1 protein-coding gene is annotated in these 1267 nt (G+C 65.3%); it reads right to left on the minus strand.

Features of this window, described 5'->3' with window-relative positions; all coding sequences use genetic code 11:
- Nucleotide 1: 1 nt before the first annotated feature.
- Entirely contained in the window at nucleotides 2-1243 is a 1242-nt protein-coding gene (gene arcA / locus DXC99_RS10205) for an arginine deiminase (protein WP_117584235.1), read from the minus strand.
- Between the last annotated feature and the right edge of the window lie 24 nt (nucleotides 1244-1267).

The following is a 1267-nucleotide window of genomic DNA, read 5'->3' on the forward strand; positions in this document are numbered from 1 at the left end:
CTTAGAGGTCCTCGCGCCAGAAGGGCATGCTCATGCAGCGCGGGCCGCCGCGGCCGCGGGAGAGCTCGGCGGAGGGCACGACGAGAAGGTCCAGGCCCTCCTTGTACAGCACGTCGTTGGTGACGGTGTTGCGCGCGTAGACGCAGATCTTGCCGGGCTCGACGCACAGGGTGTTGGAGCCGTCGTTCCACTGCTCGCGGGAGGCCGCGATCGGGTCGCCGCCGCCGCAGGGGATCAGCTTGACCTGGTCGACGCCGGTGGCGTCCTCCAGGACGTGCTCGAGGGTGTCCTCGATCAGGCGGATGTTCACGTCGCCCGGGTTCTTGCCGGCGGTCAGCTCGTAGACGCGCAGGGTGCCCATGATGGCGGGGTGGATCGTGAACTTATCGACGTCGATCTGGGTGAAGACCGTGTCGAGGTGCATGAAGGCGCGGGAGACCGGGATGTCGAAGGCCAGGATGCGCTCGACCTTGGAGTCGGAGTTCCAGAAGATGTTCTGGGCCATGACGTCGATGGCGGCCGCCTGGGTGCGCTGGGAGATGCCGACGGCGAGGGTCTTCTCGTTGATGTTCAGCACGTCGCCGCCCTCGGTGTGGAACTGGCAGTCGCGGCGGAAGTACAGGGAGACGTCCTTGTAGTCGGGGTGGTACTTGAAGACGTACTTGCCGTACAGGGTCTCGCGGTTGCGGGTGACCGAGTACATGCGGTTGAGGTTGACGCCCTCGCCGACGACCGCGAACGGGTCGCGGGTGAAGTAGAGGTTGGGCATCGGGTCGATGATCAGGTCGGACTCGGACTCGGAGTTGACCAGGGAGTCGAGGGTCGTGGACGCCGTGAGGGGCATGTCGATCTCGGCCTTGGTCATGCCGGCCATGGTCTTCTTGACGAACTCGAGGTTGTCCTCGATGGAGTCCAGCTTCTCGCGGACGATCTGCGGCATCTGCTGGCCGCGGATGCCTGCCTCGGCGATGTACTGGTCGGTGAACTCGGCGCGGGCGCCGGGGACCTGGTCGAACACCTCTGCGACGAGGTTCTCGAGGTAGAGCACCTCCACGCCCTGGTCCTTAAGGATCTGGGCGAAGGTGTCGTGCTCCTGCTGCGCGACCTCCAGGAACGGGACGTCGTCGAACAGGAGTCGCTCGAGCTCGTCGGGCGGCAGGTTGAGGAGCTCGTCGCCGGGACGGTGCAGGCAGACCTTCCTGAGCTTGCCGATCTCGGAAGGCACGTGCAGACCTTTCGTCATGGCCTCCTACCTTTCTTTCGGGCC

The organism is Collinsella sp. TF10-11AT (assembly GCF_003437565.1).
GTDB lineage: Bacteria > Actinomycetota > Coriobacteriia > Coriobacteriales > Coriobacteriaceae > Collinsella.